The organism is Periweissella ghanensis, from assembly GCF_918814755.1.
Taxonomy (GTDB): domain Bacteria; phylum Bacillota; class Bacilli; order Lactobacillales; family Lactobacillaceae; genus Periweissella; species Periweissella ghanensis.
The window spans coordinates 55,915-79,623 of the sequence record NZ_CAKKNT010000005.1 but is presented as its reverse complement, the minus strand read 5'-3'; the positions used below and the strand labels follow the sequence as shown (position 1 = coordinate 79,623).

The following is a 23,709-nucleotide window of genomic DNA, read 5'->3' as shown; positions in this document are numbered from 1 at the left end:
TAATGCCAAAGCACGACTACACTAAAGATGATATCCGTAACTTAATTAAATCAGAAAACGTTGAATTTTTACGTTTAACATTTACTGACATGTTTGGAATGATCAAAAACGTTGAAGTACCAGTATCACAACTTGAAAAAGTTTTAGACAATAATATGATGTTTGATGGTTCTTCAATTGATGGATTTGTTCGTATTGAAGAATCTGATATGTACTTATACCCTGATTTATCAACGTTCATGATTTTCCCATGGGCAACTGATTCACATGGTGGTAAAGTTGCGCGGATTATTGCAAGTGTATACACTGCTGATCGCCAACCATTCATGGGTGATCCTCGGAATGTTTTGATTAAAAACATCGAAAACATGAAAGCAAACGGCTTTGATGCCTTTAACATTGGACCAGAACCAGAATTCTTCTTGTTCAAACTTGATGCTGATGGTAAGCCTACAACGCAATTAAATGACACTGGTTCATACTTTGACTTGGCACCGCTTGATTTAGGTGAAAACGTGCGTCGTGAAATTGTTTTGACGTTAGAACAAATGGGCTTTGAAGTTGAAGCTGCCCACCACGAAGTTGCGCCTGGTCAACACGAAGTTGACTTTAAGTATGCTGATGCCCTTGAAGCCGCTGATAACATCCAAACCTTTAAATTAATTGTTAAGACAATTGCACGTAAGAATAATTTGTACGCCACTTTCTTACCAAAGCCAGTTTCAGGGATTAACGGTAGCGGAATGCACATCAACATGTCATTGTTTGCCGATGGTAAAAACCAATTCTTTAATGAAACTGATGATATGCAATTATCACCAATTGCGTACAACTTCTTAGGTGGTGTGTTGAAGCACGCGATTAACTTTGCGGCCTTTACTAACCCAACCGTTAACTCATACAAGCGTTTAGTACCTGGATACGAAGCACCAGTTTACGTTGCTTGGTCAGGTTCAAACCGTTCACCAATGGTTCGGGTCCCAGCTGCGCGCGGCCAATCAACGCGTCTTGAATTACGGGCCGTTGATCCAACTGCTAACCCATACCTTGCCTTGTCAGCTATTTTAGCTTCAGGACTTGATGGAATCGTTAACCACATCGAACCAATGGCTTCTGTTGATCGTAACATCTACTTGATGGACGAAGCAGAACGTCAAAAGGCTGGTATCTTTGATTTACCAGATACCCTCCTTGCAGCGGTTGCTAACCTTGAAGGTGACGAAACGGTTAAAGATGCGATTGGTAAAGATTTAGCACAACAATTTGTTGATGCTAAGAAGATTGAATACCGAGCTTACCGTCAGGAAGTTTCAACATGGGAAATCGATAACTACCTCGATATCTACTAATATATATAATGAAAATCAGCCCAAGCGATATTGTTGGGCTGATTTTTTGGTATTTAACGGTCAAAATAAGATAATAAGGGTAGGAAAGCGTGAGATATTCCGGAACTATTGATTTGACTACTTTACCCATTGACATTTAACTAGTATACTAAATAGTGGAATTTTGCGCGATATAGCTGTGGAAATATTAAAAGATAACAATCAAAAATAGATTGGTGGAGGAAATAAATGGCATTTGTCGATCAAGTTAAGATAGAAGTTAAAGCCGGAAGTGGTGGAGATGGGATTGTCTCATTCCGTCGTGAAAAATTTGTTGATATGGGTGGTCCTTTCGGAGGGGATGGTGGCCGTGGTGGTTCAATCATTCTTAAAGTTGATGAAGGTTTGCGGACTTTGATGGATTTCCGTTACAAACGCCACTTTAAAGCTGAAAATGGAGCTAAGGGTGGTACTAAGGGGATGACAGGTCGTTCATCTGACAACCTATATGTTAAAATCCCACAAGGAACAACTGTTACCGATGTTGAAACTGGTGAAATTTTAGCCGATTTAACAACTAACGGTGAAGAATTCGTCGTTGTTAAAGGTGGTCGTGGTGGTCGTGGTAACATGCGCTTTGCGACCCCTAATAATCCAGCACCGGAAATTGCCGAAAATGGTGAACCTGGTCAAGTGCGGACTATTAAACTCGAATTAAAAGTATTGGCCGATGTTGGTTTGGTTGGTCTGCCATCTGTTGGTAAATCAACATTACTTTCAATTGTAACGTCTGCTAAGCCTAAAATTGCGGAATACCACTTTACAACGTTGGTACCAAACTTAGGAATGGTTCGTTTGGATGATGGTCGTGACTTTGTTATGGCTGACTTACCAGGGTTGATTGAAGGGGCCTCACAAGGGGTCGGTTTAGGGATTCAATTCTTGCGGCACGTTGAACGGACTCGAGTAATCTTGCACCTCATTGATATGAGTGGTATGAATGAAACCGATCCTTACGAAAGTTTTGTTAAGATTAATGAAGAATTGAAGCAATATGATCCAGCCTTATTAGATCGGCCACAAATTATCGTGCCATCTAAAATGGATATGCCTGATTCAGCTGAAAACTTAGCTAAGTTTAAAGAAGAATTAGCCGCTGGTAATTACCTTGAAAATGAACCTGAAATTATGCCAATTTCAGCCATTACACGCACGGGGTTAGAACCATTACTTAACCGGACAGCAGATCTTCTTGATGTCACACCTGAATTCCCAATGAAGGATATGATGATTGAAGACGATCCAACGATTGCACACTACGAATTTGAAGAGGATGATGAACCAGCCTTTACAATTTCAACTGGTGAATACGGTGAATGGGTCTTGAGTGGTGAGAAGATTGAAAAACTCTTCCGCATGACTAATACAGCCCATGATGAAAGTGTCCTTCGTTTTGCTCGTCAATTACGTTCAATGGGTGTTGATGATGCTTTACGTGCAGCCGGTGCTGAAAACGGGGATGAAGTTGCCATCTTGAACTTCCGTTTTGAATTTAGTGATTAATATAAAATGCCCATAATCATTTGATTGTGCGCGTAAAAAAGCCGAAGAACATTTCTTCGGCTTTTTGCATATAAATTTTTAATGTAGTGAAAATCCTAAAACAATTACCACGACAAACAATAATCCGACTGGCAAAATTTGACGGAAGCCGACTTTTGATTGGCTTTTGTGAGCGCCGAGAACTTCAATTGTACCAATTAAGCCAAGCGCGACTAAGAGTTTAATGATGGTTAACACTGGATGGGGCGCAAACGTGAAAAAAGCTAACCGCACGCCAGTTACTAATAGGACAAGATATAAAATCCGACTAACAACCATTAACGCTCCAAGTTGCTTATTGGTTTTGGCAAGAATCACGCCACATGCGATAACGAGTAAAATAATTGCTGCAATTAAATGGATTAAAATAAACATAAAAAGCCACCTTTCAAGATATGTTAGCTTGATTATAGCATATTACATTTATATTAAAGGTTAAAAATTGTTGCTATTTTATAGTGGGTTTGATAATATATATCGGATAGTTATATGACTGGAGGCGTGATATGGCAGTAGAAGAAATTGTTAATGATTCAGGTTTTAACATTGGGGACTTTGTTGCAGCTAAGAAATTCGCCAACTTTGAACACGATTTTAAAGGTGTGGTTGAAAAAATTTACGAACACTCATTACTTGTATTAGTAACTGAAAATGATCCAGAAGATCAAGCCACAGTTAATGAATACAATCACCGCGCAGTTGTGCGAATGAGTGAAACTAAGGTTTTAATTGCCGCTGAAGTACCTGAAGTAGTCCCAGCTGAAGATGCTGAAGCTACTGATACGGATGCAGAATAACCATAAATGTTAGATTAGTTATTGCATATTTTAAGTAATAGGCTATAATTAATCTTGTATTGCGAAGTTAGTTTAGTGGTAAAACAACAGCTTCCCAAGCTGTGGTCGCGGGTCCGATTCCCGTACTTCGCTTAGTCAGATTAAGCTTTATTAGTTAAAGGAAGACAGATTTATTTTGTTTAGCAAATTTGGGATGATGGAAGCCAAATCAAAATAACTGTTAGGCGCGTTAGCTAATTATTAAAATTACATAATTTGAGTGGAATTTTCAATTCAATTAGAGTGGTACCACGGGTGAAGGCTCGTCTCTTACAGTAGTGTAAGGGGCGAGTCTTTTTCGTATGAATCTGACCCCGTTTTCATTATAATCAAAGATAAAAAAGAGGATATAACATGGATAACAAGTTACAAGTTGCTAATGCCTTGGCAACCGTTCTAAAAGACCAACTTAGTGTTGCTGATATTCAAAACAAAATTGAAATGCCAAAAACTTCTGATTTAGGAGATTTAGCCTTTCCAACGTTTATGTTGGCGAAAGCTTTACGAAAGGCACCCCAACAAATTGCCGCAGATATCGTTGCTGAAATTGATCAAACAGGTTTTGAAAAAGTTGTGGCGACCGGCCCATATGTTAACTTTTTCCTTGATAAGAAGTTGGTTGGAGCCAACATCTTACATGAGATTTTAACCGATGGTGCGGCTTACGGTAATAATACCGATGGTGAAATGCGCAATGTGCCAATCGATATGTCATCACCAAACATTGCTAAACCAATGTCAATGGGGCACTTACGTTCAACTGTTATCGGAAATGCCTTGGCGAACATCCTTGTTAAAAATGGTTACAACCCTGTTAAAATTAACCACTTAGGTGACTGGGGAACACAATTTGGTAAATTAATGGTGGCCTACAAAATGTGGGGTTCAGAAGCCGAAGTTAAAGCTGACCCAATCAACACTTTAGTGGGTTACTACGTGCGTTTCCACGAAGAAGCCAAAGCTAATCCTGAACTTGATGACCAAGGTCGGGCCTGGTTTAAAAAGCTTGAAGATGGTGATGTCGAAGCCCAACAACTTTGGAAATGGTTCCGTGATGAATCATTACAAGAATTCTTAAATATTTACGATCAACTTGAAATTACGTTTGATTCATTTAATGGTGAAGCTTTCTACAACGATAAAATGGATGAAGTTGTTAATTTACTTGAAGATAAAGGCTTACTTGTTGAATCACAAGGGGCCCAAATTGTTGACCTTGAAAAATACAACTTACCCGTTGCGATGATTAAGCGGACCGATGGAGCAACCCTTTACATGACGCGTGATTTAGCCGCTGCTATGTATCGTAAGCGTGAATACGACTTTGATAAGAGCTTTTATGTCGTTGGTGGTGAACAACGTGAACACTTCCAACAATTAAAGGCCGTGCTTAAAGAAGCTGGTTTGGCATGGGCAGACGATATCGAACACATTCCATTTGGTTTGATTACTGTTGATGGTAAGAAGTTATCAACGCGTTCAGGTCGGATTATCTTATTACAAGACGTTTTAGATGATGCGGTTAAGCTTGCTAATGAACAAATCAATGACAAAAACCCTGATTTAGCTAACAAGGAACAAGTTGCTAAAGAAGTCGGGGTTGGTGCCGTGATTTTCCACGATTTACAAAATGAACGGATGAACAGTTTTGACTTTAATTTAGCTGAAGTTGTTCGTTTTGAAGGTGATACTGGTCCTTACGTACAATATTCAAATGCCCGGGCTAACTCAATTTTGCGTAAAGCTGGTAACCCAGACCTTGTGAATGCTGAATTGAGCTTAACGGATGCGGCTGCTTGGGATACCTTGAAGTTATTGGGTGAATTCCCAGCAACCGTTCGTCGGGCGTTGAACGACCGCGAACCATCAGTAATTGCTAAGTATGCCTTGCACTTATCACGGGCATACAACAAGTACTATGCTAACTCTAAGATTTTGGTTGAAGATAATGAAAAAGATGCCCGCTTGGCACTCGTTCAAGCCGTATCAATTGTGTTAACTGAAAGTTTACGCTTACTTGGAGTGCATGCTCCTAAAGAAATGTAATAGTAAAAAAATCGATCTTTTGATCGATTTTTTTTATTGCTTTAGGGGCGAAAGACACGGTTTTTCAAAGCCGTGACGAAAGCCCCTATCTTCAAATTATTTTTCCTTATAGTTCCGATTAAATATGGTACAATCTGCCTATTCAAAGAAAAGGACTTACCAGAATAATGCTTAAATTAACACCAACAACTGAATATGTTTACGTACGACACTATCGTATCGTAACTACCCCAGCGTTGGTGTTAAAACATCAACGGGGGTTACATGTCCAAAATGAATTGCATAACTATACCGTTAAATATTTGGAAAAAACATACGGACGTAAACACGTATTACGCCCTTTCCCCAGAACATTAACCGCTAAACAGTTTTTAGTTGCAGAAATTGCCGGCAAATTTGCTAAAGATTGCTATGATTTAGATCGTTGGCAAGCTAATAAAATTGGCTTGCACTCGCAAGGAGCACGGTTGTTTTTGCTGACATTACTAACTAATTTTAGCCAGTACCGCAAAACCTTGTTTAAAGCTTTTAAGATGAGTAGCCAGGAAAAGAGCAACTATAAAAATAATGAACATGGTAACAACACAAAGCATAGGTCGTGGTATCGCAAAGGTTCACTCAACTTCTTACGTAAAAACAACTCCTACAAAACGATTTCATTGCCTGATAACAAGCAAATTAAAGTGGTTTCAAATCACGGTATCAAGATTCAAGATTTTGGGGTACTACAAGTTGTTGAAAATATTAAAAACCTTGCTAATAAACAGATTGTGATTTCTAACTTAAAGCTAAAAGGCAATGGACACTACGAATTACAATTGGTAATCCGTGAACAAATTACGCGTAAGCAACCTAACAATAAAATTGGCGTTGATTGGAATATGAAAGATAATAAAATTTTTCATACTTCGACTGATCAAACACATTACCTTGCCACTGCGATTGCAGACCAAGCAGATTATTTAGAAACCCAAATTAATACTTTAAAATCCAGACGCGACAAACTGATTTGGTTGGGGGGCACTAGCCAACGGTTGATTAAGCTAAATCAGCAGATTAAATATTTAAATATTAAACGGACCAATATCTTGGATGAAACTTATAAAAAATTAGCACGGGCGCTGTTCCAAGCTACCGATTTAGTTGTTGTTGAACAACTCGATAGTAAGGAAATGCGGGCCGTAAAACGAACCAATACGGGGTTAAACCGGAAACTCGCAAAAATCAAACCTTATCGGCTCATGGCATTAATTGAAATGACCGCTAATAAAACTGGTAAAACGTTGATTCGCGTTGATAGTTATAAAACATCACAAGTTGAATATGGCACCGAATTTGCAGAAAAGCACCCCGTGGCCGTCCGTGATTGGATTTCAAAACACACTGGAAACATGGTTTCTCGTGACTTAAATGCTTCTAAAAATATTTTGGCATGGGGCTTGGACCCAGAAAAACACATCAAATTAAAAGACTACCCAACGATTAAGCCAAGTAGTCTGATTGCAATAAATTAGTTTTAAGATAGGCGAGACAGAACCTAGTCGTCTTTAAAGGCTTTGAGGACGGATATGTGCGTATCACTTTGAGCGTGCAAAATAAGTGCGATATATCCAACGAGTTCCAATGTGGAAACCACTCACGAGAGTGCATTGCCTAAACGTTTTCAATTAAAAATTGAAGCTCGTTCATTCATGGACGAGTAGTTCACTTACGCTATGATTAGCAATCAAAAAGATATTTAAATAAATTATTTATTTAAGCAATTTTTTGATAAAATAGTTTCTAACAACGTATAATGGCTTTGTTTGACTTAAACTAAGGGGAGTAAGAGTAGGACGTCTGATGAATAAAAAGCAACGATTAGAAATTATAAAAGAAGTACTCGAACAAGAACAAATTGGGAGTCAAAAAGGATTGATGGTCGCTTTGGAAAAACGGGGAGTTGAAGTTAAACAATCCGCAATTTCACGTGATTTAAAAACGTTGAATTATGCTAAAGTGGCTGATCAACATGGTTTCGTGAGTTACCAAGCCATGGCTAATAAGGCTAGTAATAAAGTAAATCAATTACATGAATTAATGAGTGAAGTGATGTTAAGTGTGACCCGCGTCCAATTTATGAATATTGTTAAAACATTACCAGCTAATGGAAATTTATTAGCTGCCTTGATCGATGAGCAGGAATTACCAGATGTCTTGGCGACCTTAGCGGGACATGATACTATTTACATTACTAGTCCAACTGAAGACGCGGCAGTGCGGTTACATGAAGTACTAGTACAGGCCCTAAATTTTAGAGAATAATATATAACGGAGTTAAAATGAGAAATACAAAAGGATGGATTTTGCTTAGCAAAGTTGGTCACAAAATAGATGCAATTTTTGGACCGTTTTGGCGGCGTTTTCAAATTAACCGGTGGATAATTGTAATTATCCTTAGTTTGATTTTTGTGACGAGTGCCTATTTAACAATTGAAGCCAAAACAGCCAATGTACGGGGCCTAAAAGCTGCGTTATCACAAACAACGGTCGTATATGATAAAGATAACGATAAAGCTGGAACGCTCTATTCACAAAAAGGGACTTTTGTGAATTTAAATCAAATTTCACCAAATTTACAAAATGCGGTTTTATCAACCGAAGATCGTAATTTCTACCATGAATACGGATTTTCCATTAAAGGGATTGGCCGTGCGGCGTTATTAGCAGTTAAAAATAAAATTTTACGGCGAAATTATATTTCTGGTGGGGGTTCAACGATTACGCAACAACTAGTAAAAAATGCGCTCCTTTCACAAAAACAAACGCTTGATCGGAAAGCACGTGAAATTTTTCTATCAGTTGAAGTTGAAAATATCTATTCAAAGCAAGAAATTTTATCGATGTATCTCAATAATGCCTACTTTGGCCGTGGTATTTGGGGTGTTGAAGATGCGTCAGAACGATATTTTGGAGTGCATGCTAGTCAATTGAACGTTCCTCAAGCAGCAATGTTAGCAGCAATGTTACGCTCACCGGTGATTTATGATCCGATTGGAAATCCTAAAAATGCGTTTGCCCGTCGTAATTTAGTTCTAGATTTAATGACGGAAAATAAAAAAATATCAGCGAGTGCGGCCAAAGCATACCAGCAACAACCAATTCAAATTGTGAACAATTATAAACGCGAAGCAACTTATCAATATCCATGGTTCTTTGATGCGGTCATTGATGAAGCGATTAACCGTTATGGGCTTAGTGAAGCGGATATTATGAATCACGGTTATAAAATTTACACTACGCTCGGTCAACGACTACAAACAGCCATGCAAACGCAATTTGATGCTCAATATAATTACCCAACCCAAAATGTGCAAGCAGCTTCCGTAGCAGTTAATCCTAAAACGGGGGGTGTCTTAGCGATTGTTGGTGGCCGGGGTGAGCATGTTTTCCGGGGCTTTAACCGTGCTACGCAAATGAAACGGCAACCGGGATCAACCATGAAACCATTGGCAGTCTATGCACCAGCGGTTCAAAATGGCTATACGTATGATTCTAAGTTAAATGATCAAAAAAATTCATATGGTTCTAATAACTACACGCCGACTAATGAAAATGGCGTGTATCAAGATACCATTCCAATGTATCAAGCCTTACAACAAAGTATTAATGTTCCGGCGGTATGGCTATTACACAAAATCGGGATTGATACTGGCTTTGCAATGGCCCAAAAATTTGGCATGAATTTAAATGATAGTGATAAAAATCTATCATTAGCCCTTGGCGGAACCCATACTGGGGTTTCACCAATTCAATTAGCCCAAGCATATGGCACGTTTGCTAATAACGGCGTGATGCAACATTCATACTTTATTCGTAAAATTGTTGATGCTTCAGGGAACGTCATTGTTGATAATACGCATCCAGCTTCAACGCGGGTCATTTCACCGAACACGGCTAATAAGATGACTAGTATGTTGCAAGGGGTCTTCACGTATGGGACTGGGGCGACCGCTAAACCATATGGCTATGCGATTGCTGGTAAAACTGGGACAACCGAAGATACTAAGAGTACCGCTGGGGGTTCAAATGATAAGTGGATTGTTGGTTATACTCCTGATATTGCTGTGGCAACTTGGGAAGGTTATGATAACAATAAAGCTGGTCAGAGTTTATCAGTTGATCCATCACAAAATGTCGGTGTCTTGTTTAAATCAGAATTAACGGCGATGTTACCATACACCAAAGGGACTAAATTTAGTGTTCCTGACGTTAATACATTAGTGGCTAAAGCTAATAATGATAATGATTCAAGTGATGGGATCTTTAGTGATTTTACGAATAACGCCAAAAAAACAGTGGAACAAGGGGTTGATAAGGTTAAAGACCAAGCTAAAAACCTTTGGGATTCAGTTAGTGGCTTATTCAAATAAATTAGTAGAAACGAGCATATAAGACGTGTTATCATAATGGTATACTTTTAGAAAAGGGTGATAATATGACTAATATCTATGATACAGCCAACCAATTGGAACGCGATTTGCGTACAACGGAACAATACCAAACACTTGAAAAAACTTTTAAAGCGATGAAAGCTGACGAAGTTTCATACACAGTATTTAAGGAATTCCAAAGTGCTCAACTTGAAATTCAACGGATGATGAGTCAAGGTGAAGCACCTGACGAAGCTAAAATGCAAGAATGGCAAGGAATTGCTGCTAAGTTAGAAGAATACCCATTGGTTAAGGACTTGATGACGCAAGAACAAGCCATGGATACTTTGATGCGTGAAATTAACGACATCGTAACTAAGCCAATGGCTGATCTTTACAAACAATAGAAAAAGTGGCTGACAGTAGTCAGATGCTAGTAAGAATTACATTAAAAAGGTCCCTTGAAGATTTTCTTCAAGGGACCTTTTGTTTGATGCATAAATTTTAAGTACTAAAAAACGGGTGAGAAAATTTCTCCCCGTTTTTTTAATTAATGTAAGTTAATTAGTTAACGCGACCAGCAAAGCTAGGTGCGATTCCCATACCACCGTAAACGACACCACTTTGTGGGTCAAGTGCGTTTACGAAGTTACCGTTACCAAGTGAGATAGCCACGTGGTAAACATCACCACTTGCGTTGGCCCAGAATAATAAGTCACCAGCTTGTGCTTGTGATGCTGAAATACGCGTAGTCATGGCAGCTTGTGCACCAGATTGGTGTGGTAATGAGATACCAACACTTTGGAAGGCTGCCATTACAAGACCAGAACAGTCAAATTGGTGACCAGCAACGTTAGAAGCACCCCATACATATGATGAGTTACCTACGAATTGACGGGCGTATTGAGCAGCTTGGGCAGCTGCACTTGAAGCAGAAGTAGTCGTAGTTGCAGTTTGTGTTGGTGCTACGTTAGCAGCGGCCTTAGCAGCATATGATGTGTTAGTGCGTGATGTTGCTGCGGCAACTGGTGGCACTTGTTGTTGAGCAGGAGCTTGTTGTGCTTGTTGTTGAGCAGGAGCTTGTTGTGCTTGTTGTTGAACAGGAGCTTGTTGTGCTTGTTGTTGAACAGGAGCCTTAGGAGCTTGTTGTTGAACAGGGGCTTCTTTAAGCACAAGTTTTTGACCAACCATTAAGTCGTTAGGGTTGCTCAAGTTGTTAGCAGCAGCAAGACCACTAACAGTTAAGTGGAATTGTTGTGCGATACCTGAAAGCGTGTCACCAGCTTTAACAGTAACAGAAGTTGGTACAGTAACTGTTTTAGCAGGAGTGTTGTTTTTAGCATTGATGTTGATGTCTTGACCAATGTAGATCAAGTTAGGGTTAGCAATTTTATTAGCAGCTAATAAGTTAGCAACCGTTGTGTTGTTTTCTTGAGCAATTCCTGAAAGTGTGTCACCACTCTTAACTTGTTGTGTGTCGGCATTGGCGATGTTAACGACGCCACCTAAAGTAAGTAAAGTTGTTAATGAACCGATAATTGAGGATTTTACTGATTTTTTCATGTTTAATATAGTCTCCTTGAAATTTACGATGCGGATAAATTTCTTTTTTTATTATAGGTTTGCATCTGAGAATAAATATACCGTGTAAATATTACTAACTAACTGTTATCAGGTTATGATTTTATGACATATATTTCACAAACGTTTCATTTTACGTTAGAAAGAAAATCTGTTAACATTGCTCAGCTAAGCATTGTTATTCAGCTCACAATTATGTAGAATAATAGGGAGTGTATTTTTAAAGAACGTAGTAAAAGGAAGAAATATTAATGAAAAAGAAGCAAAAACTAGGTATGATTGCGATTGTTGCAATGATGCTAGTATTTTTAAGCGGTTGTGTCCGGGTTAAAAATGTTAATCATGAAGAAGTTCCTTACGGTTTCATTTGGAATTACTTAGGTCACCCGTTAGAACAATTAATGAATGCGATTGCCGGCTTATTCGGTGGTGTTCATGCCCCCAATGCGGTTGGGTTTGCAATCATGATTTTGACCTTGATTGTCCGCTTAGTATTGTTACCATTAATGGTTTCACAACAACACAAGGCAACAATTCAACAAGAAAAGATGGGGATGTTACGGCCCCAACTTGAAAAGTTACAAGATTTGGCCAAAAATGCTGAAACCCAAGAACAACGTACGGCAGCTTCAGCAGCGACCATGCAAGTTTATCGTGAAAATAATGTGTCATTAACTGGTGGAATTGGTTGTTTACCATTATTGATTCAACTACCAATCTTTTCTGGGCTATACGGTGCCGTGCGATATTCACCATCCCTTTCAGGGACTGAATTCTTTGGGATTGCATTGAAACATTCAAGTCCCATCTTGGCTATTTTGGCGTTTGTGGTGTACTTATTACAAGGTTACCTAATGATGTTAGGGGTACCTGACGATCAAAAGAAGATGATGCGGACAACGATGTTACTCAGCCCGGTAATGATTTTAATCTTCTCATGGCAAACTAGTGCGGCGTTAGGATTGTACTTCTTTGTCGGCGGAGTATTTGCGGTTATTCAAACATTAATCATTAATATTTTACGACCACGGATTAAAACACATGTGGCAACTAACTTTGTCGTTAAAAATGTTGCCGATGATATTATTAAAAATATTAAGAGTCAAACGGCAACGCCAACTGCTGGTGTAACACCAACTAAACCAGCTTCAACTACCGATGATAATGCTAAGCGCAACGCCGGTAAGCAAAATCATAAGTAGTCATTAACGAGATTTAGAAATTCGCTAGATTCACGTGAGTCTAACGAATTTTTTATTACTAAAATATGTTAAACTAGCATTAACGAAAAGGACGGATATAATTATGGAAAAAATTACCAGTAAACAAAATGCACGTGTTAAAGCATGGGCGAAATTAGCAACCAAAAAAGGTCGTGAAGCAAGTGGCACCTACTTGTTAGATGGCTGGCACTTAGTTCAAGAAGCTTTGAACCACAAAGCTAAGTTTCACGCCATTATCGTAACGGATGAATTACTTGCCCAACACCAAGAAGATTTCCCACTTGGAGTACCAGTCTTTGTTGTGCCAGCTGACATTGCCAAGTTCATCGGTGACACTGTGACACCACAAGGAATTTTTGCCGAAGTAACTTTACCTGAAAAAACATTTGACCCAAGTTATGTTCACGATGGTGCTTGGTTGTTACTTGATGCCATTCAAGATCCAGGTAACATTGGTACGATGGTACGGACAGCTGATGCCGCTGGTTTCCGTGGAGTTGTGCTTGGTGAAGGCTCTGCTGATGTCTTTGGACCTAAAGTTGTACGTGCAATGCAAGGTAGCCAATTCCACTTGGAAGTTTTAAAGGGTGATTTGGCCACTTGGACGGATGCTTTACAAGCTAATAACTTGCCAGTTTACGGTTCAGAATTGAACCCTGAAGCTAAAAACTACCGTGAAATTGATCCAACGCTTGATTTTGCCTTAATCATGGGTAATGAAGGTCAAGGAATGACGGAAGAATTAGCAGCCAAAACAACCGCTAACTTGTACATTCCAATTACGGGTGATGCAGAATCACTTAATGTTGGGGTGGCCGCGGGTGTCTTGATGTTTGCCTTAAAACTCTAATTTAAATCAGTTAAAGACCTGAACGAAATTAAAATTCGTTTAGGTCTTTTTTATTTCATGATATTTTAACGAGTAAATTACGACAATAGTTACCAAGGATTAGGTCTTTTGGGCAACATATAGTACCATTAGATATAAGAGATGATAAGAGAAATAATAACAGTTAGTACTAATAAAATTTATTTTGAATTGAGGTAGATAGCATGGAATTTATTATCGGGGTAGATTTAGGAACAACATCAACTAAGGTTGTTTTATTTGATTTGGAAGGCCAAGTCCACGGTTATGCCAATAAATTATATCCTTTATATCAAGATATTCCAGATATGGCAGAAGAAGATCCAGAAGAAATCTTTCAGGCGGTCCTTGAAGGAGTTCGTGAAGTCGTGCAAAAAACAGATGCTGCAAGGGATACTATTCGTGCCGTTTCTTTTTCCAGTGCTATGCACAGCCTCATAGCCTTAGATAAGGATTATCAGCCCTTGACGCGCGTGTTGACGTGGGCCGATAATCGGGCGGAGCAATATGCAACTGATTTAAAGACCAACGGAATTGGACAAGCAATCTATGCTAAAACCGGAACCCCAATTCATCCGATGGCGCCCTTAGCTAAATTACTTTGGCTCAAAGCGGAAAAACCAACGATTTATCAAGCTGCGGCCCATTATATGGGAATCAAAGAATATGTATTTTATCGCTTATTAGGCGTCAATAAAGTTGATTACTCAATTGCTTCAGCAATGGGAATTTTTAACATTTTTAATTTAGATTGGGATGAACAAGCGTTAGCCATTACGGGTCTTAAACGGGAACAATTACCAACCCCAGTTGCGCCAACTGATTATGTAACGGGTTTAAAACCTGAATATGCACAATTTATGCAGTTAGCTGCCGATGTGCCGTTTGTCTTTGGGGCGTCAGATGGGACCTTATCAAACTTAGGGGTCAACGCAATTAAACCAGGTGTCGTAGCCGTTACAATTGGGACATCAGGAGCAGTCCGAGTAGTGACTGATAAACCAGTTATTGATCCCAAAGGGCGGACTTTTACCTACTATTTAGACCAAAATATGTGGGTGGTTGGTGGCCCAGTTAATAACGGGGGAGTCGTTTTTCGGTGGGCCCGCGATAATATGTTTGATGCTGAAAAAAGTACCGCGAAATTGTTAGGGATGGACGCGTATGATTTATTAACAGATATTGCCGCGAAAGTTCCGGCCGGTGCGGATGGGTTAATTTTCCATCCATATCTTGGTGGTGAACGGGCTCCCATTTGGGATGCCAATGCCCGCGGTTCGTTCTTTGGATTAACCCAAAAACATACGCGGGCACATATGCTCCGGGCAGTGCTTGAAGGGATTGTGTATAACTTATATTCAGTGACGTTAGCATTAGAAGAAGTAGTTGGTAAGCCAACCGCAATTCAAGCTACCGGTGGATTTGCGCGCTCAGCGTTATGGCGGCAAATGTTAGCGGATGTTTTTGAACAACCGGTGACTATTCCTGATTCTTTTGAGTCCTCAGCCTTAGGAGCTGCGGTAGTTGCAATGAAGGCGTTAGGGATTATTGATTCCTACGAGATTATGGAAAAAGTGATTGGCACGACGAAAACATATCAACCAGAACCAGCTAATTATGGTGCCTATCGCGACTTAATGCCCATCTATATTCGCCTTGATCGGCAATTAAAATCAGAGTATGAAGCGATTGCCGATTACCAACGAAAACACGTTAACAAAAATTAAACACAAGAGTTGGTTTTGGCCGTGAGATATTGTATTATTGCCTCAGTGGGAGATTCCACATGCGAAGGTGAGGTACACATTTGAAAAAAATAAATTGGCAAGATGATCAAGAGTACAATATGTATGTGGCTGATTTATTAGCGCGGCCAGAAGTTTTACGGTTGCAAAATTATGTCCAACATCATCATTCTGATCGGTTAACACACTCAATTTCAGTTTCTTATCAAAGTTATCTGTGGGCAAAAAAATTAAAATTAGATGCTAAAGCAGTTGCCCGCGCCGGTTTGTTACATGACTTATTTTACTATGATTGGCGCGAAACTAAATTTGAACTGGGGACGCATGCCTATATTCATCCACGGGTATCACTACGTAATGCTGAGAAATTAACGCCTTTGAGCCCAATGGAAAAAGATATCATTTTGAAGCATATGTTTGGTGCAACGTTAGAATTACCGCAATATCGCGAAAGTTTTCTGGTTGACATGGTTGATAATGTGGCGGCTGTGCAAGAATATTTTGCACCTAAATGGCAAGCGGTTAAGGCCCGTTTTAATGGTTAACTAATAGTATAATAAAATAACAGTTTTAAGATTTAGACAATGTAAATTTTATGCATGCGTGCTATAATCATAGTTGACTAAAAGTAAGTGATTTACTTGAAGGTATATTATGAAAGAAAGTTGCAGGTATGAATGAAATGGGAATTAAAGAAGATGGTAAGCTTTGTCCAAAGTTCATGAAAACTTTCGAAATTCTAGGTCGCAAATGGAATGGCTTAATTATTGAAGTTCTCTTGAGTAATGGACCATCACGTTTTAAAGATTTGACCGGGGCAGTGTGTACGTGCTCAGATCGGGTTTTAGTAGAACGCTTAAAAGAGTTAGAAGAAGAAGGTTTGGTTGAACGACGGACATATGTCGATTCAGCATTAATTGAATATGCCTTGACTGAACGCGGTGAAGCGATGCGGCCATTAATGGATGAGATTCATCGATGGGCTGATCAAACTTACGCGACGACAGTCTAATCAAAGGCCGGCCGTTGTGTCGGTCTTTTTTGTTGCAAAAATTAAGCTGAAGCAATTTTTAAAATGTGCTATACTTACTGAAGTATATATAGCAGCGTTGAAAAGAAATAGTAAAATTAATGATTAATCCAGGGATTTGTTAGCATGACTGAGACTAACAATATTATGTTAATTAATTTGAATTCACTCTTGGAGCAATAATTGGAACGAATTATTCGGTAACAATTATCGAGCGTCACCCGTTACGTGACAATTGAGTAGTCAATTGACTAAAGATGGGTGGTACCACGGTGAAGCGTCCCTGTGTAATTTTTTACACAGGGGCTTTTTTTGGCGCTAAAACAATAAAAAGGAGCCTTATATGTCACTTCAAGATCGTTTAAATGAATTAAAAGCAACTGTATTGACACAAATTAATGATACCAAGCATTTGGATCTACTTAACGAAATCCGCGTTAACACGTTAGGAAAGAAAGGACCGATTACCGAAGTATTACGGGGAATGAAAGACCTTTCAGCCGAAGAACGACCAGTTATCGGGGCGTTTGCAAATGAAATTCGGGATTTACTTAAAGATGCCTTAGAAGTTAAAAAAGCAGAATTAGAAACGTTAGCCTTAAATGCCCAATTAGCGGCCGAACAAATTGATGTTAGTTTACCAGGGGCGAACTTTGAACCAGGACATGCCCATGTGATCCAACAAATTATTGAACAACTTGAAGATCAATTTTTAGGTATGGGTTACCAAATCGCTGAAGGACCTGAAGTTGAAGAAGATAAGTATAACTTTGAAATGATGAACTTGCCTAAAGATCACCCAGCCCGTGATATGCAAGATACATTTTACATTACACCTGAAATTTTAATGCGAACGCAAACATCCCCAGTCCAAGCCCGGACAATGGAAAAGCACGATTTCACGCAAGGGGCCTTAAAGATGATTTCACCCGGTCGGGTATATCGTCGTGATACTGATGATGCCACCCACTCTCACCAATTCCACCAAGTTGAAGGATTGGTAATTGACAAGCACATCACGATGGCTGACTTAAAGGGGACTTTACTTAAAGTGGCCCAAGAATTATTTGGTGAAAAACACCAAATTCGTTTACGGCCTTCATACTTCCCATTCACGGAACCATCTGTTGAGGTTGATGTGTCATGGAATGACGTTGATGAAAATACAAAACCAGAAGATATTGAATGGATTGAAGTATTAGGAGCCGGTATGGTTCATCCCAATGTCTTAAAAATGGCGGGAGTTGACCCTGAAGTATACGGTGGGTTTGCCTTTGGGCTTGGACCTGACCGCTTTGCAATGTTGAAATACGGTGTTGATGATATCCGGAACTTCTATTTAAATGATGTTCGGTTCTTATCACAATTTAAATAAAAGGAGTCAAGCAAGTGAAAGTATCTCTTAATTGGTTAAAAGAATATTTAGAAATTACTGGTGATCCAAATGTTTTAGCAGAACGGATTGCACGGACTTCAGTTGAAGTTGAAGATGTAACGCAACCAGGAGCTGGAATGAGTGGAGTTGTCGTTGCCAAAGTGATGTCAGTGAAACCCCACCCTGATTCAGATCACATGGTAATTACCCAAGTTGATGCGGGTGAAGACGACCTCATCCAAATCGTAACGGGGGCCCCTAATGTGGCGGAAGGTCAATTAGTTATTTTAGCTAAGCACAATTCACGCATTGCAAATGGTCAAAAGATTAAAAAAGGTAAGTTACGGGGCGTGGCATCAAACGGGATGTTGTGTGCTTTACAAGAACTTGGCTTTGATGAAAAAGTGTCACCTAAAGATTTTGAAGATGGTATCTGGGTTTTCAATGAAAATGACGGTGTTAAACCTGGGGATGATGCCTTAGTCGCTTTAGGCATGGATGATTTTATCTTCGAAATGGGTATTACGCCTAACCGTGCTGACATGTTGTCAATGAATGGTACGGCTTGGGAAGTTGGAGCCATGTTGAATCAAACCCCAACCTTACCAACGGTTCAATTAGTTGAAAATGGTTCAAAAGCAACGAGCGAATTAATTAGTGCAACGGCGGATGAACAATTAGCACCTAAATATAAAGTCCGTATGATTGAAAATGTTACGGTGCAAGATTCACCATTGTGGTTACAACGTAAGTTATGGAATGTTGGCATGCGCCCAATTAATAATATTGTTGATATTACTAACTACGCTTTGATGACTTTTGGCCAACCAATGCACGCTTTTGATTACGATAAATTAACGACTAAACAATTGGGTGTTCGTTTAGCAACTGCCGGGGAAACCTTAGTGACACTTGATGGTGAACAACGTGATTTACGGGCGGACCAAGATATCGTTATTACAGACGGTGCGACGCCAATTATGTTAGCCGGTGTCATGGGTGGTCAATCAACTGAAATTGATGCTAACTCAACAACGATTGTGCTTGAAGCTGCTAACTTTAACCCACGTAATATTCGTTCATCTGCCCGCCGTCATGATTTACATTCAGAAGCTTCACAACGCTTTGAACGTGGTATTGACTGGAATGCGACTGAACAAGCCCTTGATTTTGCCGCTCAATTAATTGCTGAACTTGGTAATGGTCAAGTGCAACCTGGCGTAGTAGTCGCAACTGATACAGCGCAAGCTAAAGTTGAGGTCGCTGTTACGTTATCACGGATTAACCACGTGTTAGGTTTGAATTTAACGGTGGCTGATATTACGACCATTTTTGCGCAACTGCAATTCCCAACCCAAGTTGCCGATGAAACCTTTACGGTGACGATCCCAAGTCGTCGATGGGACATTAGCATTCCTGCTGATTTAATTGAAGAAATCGCGCGGATGTATGGTTACGACAATATTCCAGCGACCTTGCCAGTAACGACGGCAACAGTTGGTAAATTAACTTACAAGCAACAAGTAATTCGTAAATCACGGCACTTCCTTGAAAGTCTTGGCTTGAACCAAGCAATTTCATATGGTTTAACGACGGATGAAAAAGCCCAAATGTTCACCTTGGATGCAACGGCTAACATTACTAAGTTAGATTACCCAATGACGCAAGAACGTACCGCTACTCGGATGAGTTTAGTAACCGGTTTGTTGGATGACGTAGCTTATAACGTGGCCCGGAAACAACAAGATGTGGCTTTATATGAACAAGGACGCGTCTTCTACCGCTTTGGGGATGCCGTGCGACCAACTGAAGTTGAACACATTGCCGGTGCGATTGCTGGTAAATTTGGTCGGGATACTTGGCAAGGTAAGGCCAAAGAAGTTGATTTTTACACCGCTAAAGGTTTAGTAGCGGCTTACTTGAATCAATTTGATTTTGTGGCGCCAATTTCATACCAACCAAGTGCTGAGTTTAAAGAAATGCACCCAGGTCGAACGGCAGCAATCTTTGTTGGGGAACAAGTGGTTGGGTTTGTTGGGCAAGTGCACCCAACTATTGCCAAAGCGTTTAAAATTAAAGCCACATATGTTTTTGAGCTTGATTTACAATTATTACTTGATCTTGCTAAAAATGATCGTGGTTATGAAGCCATTTCAAAATTCCCAGGGATGAGTCGTGATATCGCGATTTTGGTTGACGAAAATGTGGCTTATACCCAAATCGCTGAAATCATTCGTGAAAATGGTGGTCAACACTTAGTTGATATTGATTTATTTGATGTTTACCAAGGTAGCAATGTTGCTGAAGGCAAAAAATCATTAGCATTTACGTTGACATATCAAGATGTAAATAAGACACTAGTTGAAGAAGAAGTTAACTCAGCATTTACTGACGTTGTTACAGCGTTAGAGGAACAATTAACTGCTGAAATTCGCTAGGGGAGATTTACTTTGAAAGATAACAATAACTTTGATGGACCATTAACACGTCGTTCGGGCATGACAAGTGGGGGACATGGGGCCAAACTTCGCTGGATAATTATCACAATTATTGGCTTAGGCGTGTTAATACTGTTAGCTGTGGGTGGAACTTATTTACACGAACGAAGTGATTTTAGTGCTAAAGATCTTAAGAGTACTAAAATCATCGAATTTAAAGTGCCACAAGGGGCCAATGCGGGCATGATTGGTCAGCAATTGCAAAATGCTGGGGTTATTAAATATGCGAGTGCCTTTAAAAATTACGTTGATTTGAATAACGTTAATAATTTAAATGCTGGTTATTTTGCCTTATCGCCTAAGATGAGTATTGCAACCATTGTCGCCCAATTACAAAAGCCAGGGGCACTAACGCCTAAAGAAGGTATGCTTCAACCAGGGTTTGTCCTCATGCGTGAAGGTGAAAATGCTGCCCAATTTGCGCAAACGGTCGCTAAACAGACTAAGTTTTCGGCAAAAGCATGGTTGGCGACCCTTAATGATCAAGCATATTTACAAAAATTAGCCAAACAATATCCTGATTTGTTGAACTCGGCAATTAATGCGCCAACCCGTTATAAGTTGGAAGGATATTTATATCCGGCAACCTATGATGTACGGAATGCCAAGACACCAGCGGATATTACAACTCAAATGGTTGCTAAAACGAACCAAGTCTTACAACCATATTATGCTGATATCAAAAAGCAAAAATTAAGCGTGCAACAAATTTTGACGTTAGCGTCATTAGTTGAGCGTGAAGCAGTTACGCCACACGATCGGGGCGTTGTGGCCGGGGTCTTTTTAAATCGGATTGATGACAAAATGACCTTAGGTTCAGATGTTGCGGTTAAGTATGCGTTAAATACTACCAAAACTAATTTATCAATTGCGGATACTAAAGTTGATTCACCGTATAATCTTTACAAGAATCAAGGTTTTGGTCCGGGACCATTTAACTCACCATCATTGACATCAATTTTGGCGGTGTTACATCCAATTGATCGGGATAAAAAGTATTTATTCTTTATTGCTAATTTAAAGACAGGGAAGGTGTATTTTACCCAAACCATTCAAGAACATGATGCTTTGAATGCTAAATTAGTCGCACAAAATAACAATACCAAATAACTATTTAAAGCTACCTGGGTGGAATTATGCCCAGGTAGTTTTTTTGAATTTAACGGAGTTCATAACGTTTGATTGTTTATAGATACAAAATTATGCTAAAATTGTGATTAGAATATTTTGTGCGAGTAAAAGTGAGGATAACCTCACAAAAAAATTTTTTAGAGGTAAACAATGACGAATAAATTATCAATTATTCCGTTCGGAGGAGTACGCGAAAACGGAAAGAACATGTATGCAATCACATACAATGATGAAATTTTTATATTTGATGCAGGGTTAAAATACCCAGAAAACGAATTGTTAGGAATTGATGTTGTCATTCCTGATTTTCAATATTTAGTCGATAACGCGGATAAGATTGCGGGGGTCTTTTTAACGCACGGACACGCCGATGCAATTGGGGCGTTACCATATTTATTAGCCCAAATTAATGTCCCAGTCTTTGGTTCTGAAATGACGTTGGCCTTAGCTCGTTTGGCGGTTAAAGCAGAAGAGTTAACTAAAGATTTTGATGATTTCCATGTGGTTAACGAAAATTCAATTATCGATTTTGGTAGTGTTAAAGTATCATTCTTTAGTACCACCCACACGATTCCCCAATCACTAGGGTTAGTTTTAGAAACACCAGAAGGTCAAATTGTCTACACCGGTGATTTTAAATTTGATCAAACGGCCAAAGAAGGCTACCGGACCGATTTAGCTCGTTTAGGTGAAATTGGTAAAAATGGTGTTTTGGCCTTATTGGCTGACGCAGCTGGGGTGGCATCGGTTGGAGATTCTGTTAACGAATCGGTAATTGAAGATTATATTTTGGATACGTTCCAAAACCACCACGGGCGAATTATTGTCGCGATGGTCGCTTCAAATGTTCAACGGGTCCAACAAATTATTAATGCAACATATGCTACTGGGCGAAAGATTGTCTTATCTGGGAATGATTTAGAAAAGGTTGTCCGCACAGCCCTTAAGTTACGGATGTTGGAATTACCAATTCCTGAAAATGAATTATTTGTTTCATTTAAAAATTTAAATAAATTAGCCCCTGAAGAAACCGTGATCTTAGAAACTGGGCGGATGGGTGAACCAATTAAACATCTTCAACGGATGGCTAATGGTGATGACCGCCACATTAAGATTACGGAAGGTGATTTGGTATTTATTACCACAACGCCAACTTCAGCAATGGAAGCCTACGTTGCCCGGACCCGTGACTTATTATTTAAAGCGGGTGCACATGTTAAAGCAATTTCGCAAGATTTACGTTCTTCAGGACATGCATCGGGTAATGATTTGCAATTAATGATAAACTTTATGCGTCCAAAGGTTTTCTTACCAGTTCAAGGTGAATATCGGGTATTGAATACCGCTAAGCAATTAGCCATGGAAGTTGGTATCCCTGAAGATCATATTTTTATTACTAAAAAAGGTGATCAACTTCAATATGATGGTGAGAATATGTACTTGGCCGGTTCATTTGAAGTTAATAACACTATGATTGATGGCTCTGGCATTGGTGATATCGGGAATATTGTTTTACGTGACCGTAAAGTTCTGTCCGAAGATGGGGTTTTTGTGGCCGTTGTGACAATTGATCGTCGTCGTAAGAAAATTGTTGCCAAGCCAAAGATTACATCACGTGGTTTTGTGTATGTGAAGGCTTCACGTGATTTAATTCGTGACAGTAGCGATATTGTTGAGAAAACAATTTTGGACAATCTCGCCAATGTAAAAGATTTTGATTGGACAACTTTAAAAACCGCGGTTCGTGATAATTTAAGTCACTTCCTTTACGAACAAACCCGTCGTCGTCCAGTTATTCTTCCAGTTATTATGGAAGTTAACCAAAACGGTGGTCGGTTGGCGCGCCATAACCGCACAAGTAAGAGCGGTGAAGGTAAAGCGAAAGCTAAAAAGTTGCCAAATGCTCCGAAGCAAGTTAAAAATGTTGAAAATGCCGAAGCAAATAAGCCTAAAAAAGCGAAGAAGCCTCGTCGTCGGAAACCCAAGCCTGCTCAAGGAACAACGGAAACTTCAAATAATTAATGATGGCGAAGA

The 23,709-nt window shown here is 39.5% G+C and carries 19 protein-coding genes, 1 tRNA gene and 1 other annotated feature; of the genes, 18 read left to right on the top strand and 2 right to left on the bottom strand.

What is annotated here, in order from left to right; genetic code table 11:
* Positions 1 to 2 precede the first annotated feature (2 nt).
* A complete protein-coding gene (glnA, locus tag LQZ76_RS03175) occupies positions 3 to 1,349 on the top strand; it encodes a type I glutamate--ammonia ligase (protein ID WP_230098319.1) in 1,347 nt (448 codons plus the stop codon).
* Between the two features lie 228 nt (positions 1,350 to 1,577).
* Complete coding sequence (obgE, locus tag LQZ76_RS03170; protein ID WP_230098318.1) at positions 1,578 to 2,891, top strand: GTPase ObgE; 1,314 nt, start codon at positions 1,578 to 1,580, stop codon at positions 2,889 to 2,891.
* A gap of 78 nt (positions 2,892 to 2,969) precedes the next feature.
* Here obgE and LQZ76_RS03165 read toward each other — a convergent pair whose 3' ends face one another.
* A complete protein-coding gene (locus LQZ76_RS03165; protein WP_230098317.1) occupies positions 2,970 to 3,305 on the bottom strand; it encodes a DUF1516 family protein in 336 nt (111 codons plus the stop codon).
* 131 nt (positions 3,306 to 3,436) lie between these two features.
* Between LQZ76_RS03165 and LQZ76_RS03160 the strand changes: the two genes are divergently transcribed.
* The 7 genes from LQZ76_RS03160 (at position 3,437) to LQZ76_RS03130 (ending at position 10,631) form a co-directional block, all read left to right on the top strand.
* Entirely contained in the window at positions 3,437 to 3,727 is a 291-nt protein-coding gene (locus LQZ76_RS03160) for a hypothetical protein (RefSeq protein WP_230098316.1), read from the top strand.
* 61 nt (positions 3,728 to 3,788) lie between these two features.
* Positions 3,789 to 3,859: transfer RNA gene (locus tag LQZ76_RS03155), tRNA-Gly, on the top strand.
* 261 nt (positions 3,860 to 4,120) lie between these two features.
* Positions 4,121 to 5,812: an arginine--tRNA ligase gene (argS, locus tag LQZ76_RS03150; RefSeq protein ID WP_230098315.1), complete on the top strand. Its 1,692-nt coding sequence runs from the start codon at positions 4,121 to 4,123 to the stop codon at positions 5,810 to 5,812.
* 167 nt (positions 5,813 to 5,979) lie between these two features.
* The gene (locus LQZ76_RS03145) at positions 5,980 to 7,326 is read left to right on the top strand and encodes a transposase (protein WP_230098314.1); all 1,347 of its coding nucleotides are present in this window, start codon (positions 5,980 to 5,982) and stop codon (positions 7,324 to 7,326) included.
* A 328-nt stretch (positions 7,327 to 7,654) separates the two neighbouring features.
* Positions 7,655 to 8,116 (top strand): arginine repressor, encoded by a 462-nt coding sequence (locus tag LQZ76_RS03140; RefSeq protein ID WP_230098313.1) that lies wholly within the window; start codon positions 7,655 to 7,657, stop codon positions 8,114 to 8,116.
* A 17-nt stretch (positions 8,117 to 8,133) separates the two neighbouring features.
* A complete protein-coding gene (locus LQZ76_RS03135; protein WP_230098312.1) occupies positions 8,134 to 10,224 on the top strand; it encodes a transglycosylase domain-containing protein in 2,091 nt (696 codons plus the stop codon).
* A gap of 65 nt (positions 10,225 to 10,289) precedes the next feature.
* Complete coding sequence (locus LQZ76_RS03130) at positions 10,290 to 10,631, top strand: YlbF family regulator (RefSeq protein WP_230098311.1); 342 nt, start codon at positions 10,290 to 10,292, stop codon at positions 10,629 to 10,631.
* A gap of 157 nt (positions 10,632 to 10,788) precedes the next feature.
* Here the strand turns inward: LQZ76_RS03130 and LQZ76_RS03125 are convergent, their stop codons facing one another.
* Complete coding sequence (locus LQZ76_RS03125; RefSeq protein WP_230098310.1) at positions 10,789 to 11,787, bottom strand: C40 family peptidase; 999 nt, start codon at positions 11,785 to 11,787, stop codon at positions 10,789 to 10,791.
* Between the two features lie 269 nt (positions 11,788 to 12,056).
* Here LQZ76_RS03125 and yidC point away from each other — a divergent pair, with 269 nt between their 5' ends.
* The 9 genes from yidC (at position 12,057) to LQZ76_RS03080 (ending at position 23,697) form a co-directional block, all read left to right on the top strand.
* The gene (yidC, locus tag LQZ76_RS03120; RefSeq protein ID WP_230098309.1) at positions 12,057 to 13,007 is read left to right on the top strand and encodes a membrane protein insertase YidC; all 951 of its coding nucleotides are present in this window, start codon (positions 12,057 to 12,059) and stop codon (positions 13,005 to 13,007) included.
* A gap of 103 nt (positions 13,008 to 13,110) precedes the next feature.
* Positions 13,111 to 13,878 (top strand): TrmH family RNA methyltransferase, encoded by a 768-nt coding sequence (locus LQZ76_RS03115; protein ID WP_230098308.1) that lies wholly within the window; start codon positions 13,111 to 13,113, stop codon positions 13,876 to 13,878.
* Between the two features lie 203 nt (positions 13,879 to 14,081).
* Positions 14,082 to 15,623 (top strand): gluconokinase, encoded by a 1,542-nt coding sequence (gene gntK, locus LQZ76_RS03110; protein ID WP_230098307.1) that lies wholly within the window; start codon positions 14,082 to 14,084, stop codon positions 15,621 to 15,623.
* Positions 15,624 to 15,742: 119 nt separating this feature from the next.
* Positions 15,743 to 16,186, top strand: coding sequence for an HD domain-containing protein (locus tag LQZ76_RS03105; protein WP_230098340.1), 444 nt, complete (start codon positions 15,743 to 15,745; stop codon positions 16,184 to 16,186).
* A gap of 128 nt (positions 16,187 to 16,314) precedes the next feature.
* Positions 16,315 to 16,653 carry a winged helix-turn-helix transcriptional regulator gene (locus LQZ76_RS03100; protein ID WP_230098306.1) on the top strand — a complete coding sequence of 113 codons (339 nt, stop codon included), beginning with the start codon at positions 16,315 to 16,317 and terminating at the stop codon, positions 16,651 to 16,653.
* A gap of 88 nt (positions 16,654 to 16,741) precedes the next feature.
* Positions 16,742 to 16,959: a binding site (T-box leader), on the top strand.
* Positions 16,960 to 17,014: 55 nt separating this feature from the next.
* Positions 17,015 to 18,046, top strand: coding sequence for a phenylalanine--tRNA ligase subunit alpha (pheS, locus tag LQZ76_RS03095; RefSeq protein ID WP_230098305.1), 1,032 nt, complete (start codon positions 17,015 to 17,017; stop codon positions 18,044 to 18,046).
* Between the two features lie 14 nt (positions 18,047 to 18,060).
* Positions 18,061 to 20,484 carry a phenylalanine--tRNA ligase subunit beta gene (pheT, locus tag LQZ76_RS03090; protein WP_230098304.1) on the top strand — a complete coding sequence of 808 codons (2,424 nt, stop codon included), beginning with the start codon at positions 18,061 to 18,063 and terminating at the stop codon, positions 20,482 to 20,484.
* A gap of 12 nt (positions 20,485 to 20,496) precedes the next feature.
* Positions 20,497 to 21,654: an endolytic transglycosylase MltG gene (gene mltG / locus LQZ76_RS03085; RefSeq protein ID WP_230098303.1), complete on the top strand. Its 1,158-nt coding sequence runs from the start codon at positions 20,497 to 20,499 to the stop codon at positions 21,652 to 21,654.
* Between the two features lie 171 nt (positions 21,655 to 21,825).
* The gene (locus LQZ76_RS03080; RefSeq protein ID WP_230098302.1) at positions 21,826 to 23,697 is read left to right on the top strand and encodes a ribonuclease J; all 1,872 of its coding nucleotides are present in this window, start codon (positions 21,826 to 21,828) and stop codon (positions 23,695 to 23,697) included.
* Positions 23,698 to 23,709 lie beyond the last annotated feature (12 nt).

Coding starts and splice junctions, on each gene's coding strand:
- argS (WP_230098315.1), top strand. CDS start 4,121: ATGGATAACAAGTTACAAGTTGCTAATGCCTTGGCAACCGTTCTAAAA.
- glnA (WP_230098319.1), top strand. CDS start 3: ATGCCAAAGCACGACTACACTAAAGATGATATCCGTAACTTAATTAAA.
- pheS (WP_230098305.1), top strand. CDS start 17,015: ATGTCACTTCAAGATCGTTTAAATGAATTAAAAGCAACTGTATTGACA.
- yidC (WP_230098309.1), top strand. CDS start 12,057: ATGAAAAAGAAGCAAAAACTAGGTATGATTGCGATTGTTGCAATGATG.
- gntK (WP_230098307.1), top strand. CDS start 14,082: ATGGAATTTATTATCGGGGTAGATTTAGGAACAACATCAACTAAGGTT.
- LQZ76_RS03105 (WP_230098340.1), top strand. CDS start 15,743: ATGTATGTGGCTGATTTATTAGCGCGGCCAGAAGTTTTACGGTTGCAA.
- LQZ76_RS03140 (WP_230098313.1), top strand. CDS start 7,655: ATGAATAAAAAGCAACGATTAGAAATTATAAAAGAAGTACTCGAACAA.
- LQZ76_RS03115 (WP_230098308.1), top strand. CDS start 13,111: ATGGAAAAAATTACCAGTAAACAAAATGCACGTGTTAAAGCATGGGCG.
- LQZ76_RS03145 (WP_230098314.1), top strand. CDS start 5,980: ATGCTTAAATTAACACCAACAACTGAATATGTTTACGTACGACACTAT.
- LQZ76_RS03125 (WP_230098310.1), bottom strand. CDS start 11,787: ATGAAAAAATCAGTAAAATCCTCAATTATCGGTTCATTAACAACTTTA.
- LQZ76_RS03135 (WP_230098312.1), top strand. CDS start 8,134: ATGAGAAATACAAAAGGATGGATTTTGCTTAGCAAAGTTGGTCACAAA.
- LQZ76_RS03160 (WP_230098316.1), top strand. CDS start 3,437: ATGGCAGTAGAAGAAATTGTTAATGATTCAGGTTTTAACATTGGGGAC.
- obgE (WP_230098318.1), top strand. CDS start 1,578: ATGGCATTTGTCGATCAAGTTAAGATAGAAGTTAAAGCCGGAAGTGGT.
- LQZ76_RS03165 (WP_230098317.1), bottom strand. CDS start 3,305: ATGTTTATTTTAATCCATTTAATTGCAGCAATTATTTTACTCGTTATC.
- LQZ76_RS03130 (WP_230098311.1), top strand. CDS start 10,290: ATGACTAATATCTATGATACAGCCAACCAATTGGAACGCGATTTGCGT.
- LQZ76_RS03080 (WP_230098302.1), top strand. CDS start 21,826: ATGACGAATAAATTATCAATTATTCCGTTCGGAGGAGTACGCGAAAAC.
- LQZ76_RS03100 (WP_230098306.1), top strand. CDS start 16,315: ATGAATGAAATGGGAATTAAAGAAGATGGTAAGCTTTGTCCAAAGTTC.